The sequence below is a fragment of the Peterkaempfera griseoplana genome, assembly GCF_001418575.1.
GTDB lineage: Bacteria > Actinomycetota > Actinomycetes > Streptomycetales > Streptomycetaceae > Peterkaempfera > Peterkaempfera griseoplana.
Map to the genome: position 1 here is coordinate 1 of NZ_LIQR01000577.1, position 3278 is coordinate 3278.

3 protein-coding genes are annotated in these 3278 nt (G+C 73.3%); 1 reads left to right on the forward strand and 2 read right to left on the reverse strand.

The genetic code is table 11. From position 1 onward, the window contains the following. Positions 1–39: 39 nt before the first annotated feature. Positions 40–1815 (reverse strand): SpoIIE family protein phosphatase, encoded by a 1776-nt coding sequence (locus tag AOK09_RS33195; protein WP_063796141.1) that lies wholly within the window; start codon positions 1813–1815, stop codon positions 40–42. 543 nt (positions 1816–2358) lie between these two features. On the opposite strand from AOK09_RS33195, the gene AOK09_RS33200 reads away from it, so the two are divergent. Next, positions 2359–2766 carry an ester cyclase gene (locus tag AOK09_RS33200; protein WP_055590935.1) on the forward strand — a complete coding sequence of 136 codons (408 nt, stop codon included), beginning with the start codon at positions 2359–2361 and terminating at the stop codon, positions 2764–2766. A 164-nt stretch (positions 2767–2930) separates the two neighbouring features. Here AOK09_RS33200 and AOK09_RS40570 read toward each other — a convergent pair whose 3' ends face one another. After that, on the reverse strand, positions 2931–3164 hold the full coding sequence (locus tag AOK09_RS40570; RefSeq protein WP_055590936.1) for a hypothetical protein: 234 nt from the start codon (positions 3162–3164) through the stop codon (positions 2931–2933). Positions 3165–3278 lie beyond the last annotated feature (114 nt).

Sequence of the window (3278 nt, forward strand, 5' to 3'; positions counted from 1 at the left end):
CGCTGAGCGGACCGGCGGGCCGTGGGCCCGCCGGTCCGCTCAGCGGCCGGTGTACCCGGAGTCGGCCAGGTCCGCCGGCATCAGCTCCGCGTACGGGTCGGGCTCGTACGGGACGCGGATGGCGAGCAGGGCCACGTCGTCCTCGTTGCGCGGCGGCCGGGTCCGCTGGAGCAGAAGGTCGGTGAACTGCTCCAGCGGGCGGTGCGCCAGGGAGGCCGCGTGCCGGCGCAGGTTCTCCAGGCCCTCGTCGATGGAGTGCCCCGGCGCCTCGATCAGGCCGTCGGTGTACAGCACCAGGGTGGAGCCGCGCTCCAGGGTGACGGAGGCCCCGGGGCGGGCCTGCTTGGACTGTATGCCCAGGAGAACGCCGTGGCCCTCGGTGAGGTAGCGGGTCACCCCCTCATGGCTGACCAGCAGAGGCGGCGGATGGCCGGCGTTGGTCCAGTGCAGCTCGAACTGCCCGTCGTCGGTCCCGGCCAGCCGGGCGAAGATCATGGTGGCCATGGAGACCTGGGTGATGGCCCCGGTGGCATGGTCGAGCCAGTCGACGACCTCGCCGGGCATCTGCCCGTGCATCCAGGCGTAGGCGCGGAGCATGTTGCGCAGCTGCGCCATACCGGCCGCAGCCTCCAGGTCGTGCCCGACCACGTCCCCGACGGCCAGGGCGGTGGCCCCGTCCGCCAGTGTGAAGGCGTCGTACCAGTCACCGCCCACCTCCGAGGCGTCCGGCGCGGGCAGGTAGCGGGCGGTCATCCCCAGCCCTCTGACCCGCGGCAGGCGGGGCAGCAGATAGCGCTGCATGGTCTCGGCGACCTTGCGCTGACGCTCGTAGAGACGGGCGTTGTCCAGGGCCAGCCCGGCCCGGCGGGTGATGTCCTCCAGCAGCGTGAGGTCGGTCGAGGTGAAGGCCTCCGGCTGCTCGGAGCGTCCCAGGGTCAGGGCCCCCAGCGTCCGGCGGTGGCTGCGGATCGGGGCGATGATCGCCGAGTGCATGCCCGTCGCCTCGAACAGGCGGCGTTGTTCGACGGCGATGCCCGCGTCCGGCGGGCCGTGGTAGGTCTCCGGACCGGTCAGACTGGACGCCGCGCCGCGCAGAGCCCGGGACAGCGGCATCGGGGACGCCTCCGGCACCGGCGGCATCGGCCCCTCGAGGTCGTCCCGGTGCACCACCACGCCGTCCTGCGCGTGGGCGACGGCGAAGCGCCAGACCTCGTCCCCCTCGGTGATCAGGTCGACCACCGCCCAGTCGGCGAGGCGGGGCACCACCAGGCTCACCAGGCTGTTCAGCGCCTCGTCGACCTTGAGTGTGGAGCTCAGCTGGGTGGTCGTCTCGGCGAGCAGGGCGAGCCGCTCCAGTTCCGTGAGCGACGACATGAACTGCCTCGGCCATGTGCCGGGCGGCTTGGGGTCGTCACAGGACCAGAAGATCACCAGCGTCCCCGGGTGCGGGGCCCCGACCTCGACCGGCGTGGAGACCCACGAGACCGGCAGCAGGGCGCCGTCCCCGCGTTCCAGCCAGTCGTTGGTGTTCTGCCCCGTGCGCTGGGCGAGGACGGACTCCCGAAAGGGACACTGGGTCCTCGGTAGGGGCGCTCCATAGCGGTTGCGGTGCAGCAGCTCGTGCACTTCCCGGCCGAGGAGCTCACCGGCGGGCCGGAGCAGCAGGGCCTCGGCCTGGGCGTTGAGAGCCAGCATGGTGCCCCGGTCGTCCGCCACATAGGCGGCTGCACAGTGGGCACCGACCACCTCGGCCGCTGCTTCCCGGATCGTGGTCGGCAGTTGGCCGCCGACCGGGTCCGGTGCTTGTTGCCCCATCACGGGCCTCCCTCCCGCCGCGGCCGGGCACACACTCCGGTGCCCTCCGCTGCAGGTATCCCCGACGAGGCAAACTAATACCTGAAGGGGCGATCCGACCATCCGGCCCCGGTCGGCCCAGGGTGGAGCGGCCGGGTCCCGCACTGGGGACGAGCCCGTGACCAGCGCGGATACCCATGGCGAGGTCTTCTCCCGGTGGGCAGATGCGCGGTCAGCGGCCGTGTGCAGCGCAGGTGGCCGGTGCGGGGCGAAAGCAAGGGACCGGCGGCCCGGTAACCGACGGACGGTGTCCGGGCGCCGCTCGCGCAGAGGGAGCCGTACGCCGCCTCGCCCGGTCCGTCCACGGGGCGGTACGACATCCACGGACCCGGCGCGGGGGCCGGTGCGGCGGCGCAGGACGCGGGCCCTCCGCTCGCGAGCCGGTCGTCCACCGCCCAGGATGGACACAGGACATGCCCGCGCCCCCGCAGCCGACGCCGGCCCGGCCGCCCGGGAATGTCCGCTGCCACCGTCTGCCGCACTGCCGTGTGCCGAGGAGAGCCCATGAGCCCGGAGAGCAACCTCGCCGTCCAGGAGCGGTTCGGCGCGGCCGTCAACACGGGGAGGCTGGAGGACCTCGACGGCCTTGTCGCCCCCGACTGCGTGGACCACGACCCGGCACCGGGGCAGCGGCCGGGCCCGCAGGGATACCAGGACATGTTCGGTCAGCTGCGGGAGGCGTTCCCGGACCTCCATGTGGAGGTCGATCATGTGACGACCGCCGGGGACGACGTCGCCATCGCCTACACCCTCACCGGCACCCACCAGGGTCCGCTGATGGGCCATGGCCCCACCGGCCGGCCGATCGCCGTGCGCGGGGTGCAGATCGCCCGCTTCGCGGACGGCTTGATGGTGGAACGCTGGGGCAGCAGCGACCAGTTGGGGATGCTCGCCCAACTCGGCCTGGGGTAGCCGCCCTTCGGCGGCCCCGCAAACACCGGTGACCCCGGACGGCGGCGGTTCGCTGCCGTCCGGGGTCACTGTGCGGGTGTGTGTGCCGGGTGCCCCGGGCGCCGTCCCCGGAGGGCGCCCGGGGCCGCTGTCACCGGCGGCCGAACGTCAGACTGCCGCCGGTGTCAGCGGAAGCGACGGTCGTGGCGGTGGCCCTCCCAGCCGTGGTGGCGGTGGTGGTGGCGCCGGTGGCCGTCCCAGAGGAAGTGGCGGTGGTGGTGGTAGCCGTACCAACCGTCGTGGGCGGGGGCCTTTGCGGTGGCGGGCGCGACCGTGGTGGTGGCGGCGGCGGTGCCGGTGCCGGCCAGGACTGCGGCGAGGGCCACGCCCAGCGCGGCGGCGAAGCGGGATACACGCATAGCGGTCTCCTGTCACAGCAGACGCGATGAGCGCCTGCACGGGTTGGACAAGGAAACGTTCCCTCCCGGAGGTGCCGCAGGTCCCGCGGCACGCCCGCAATGACACCCGATCTA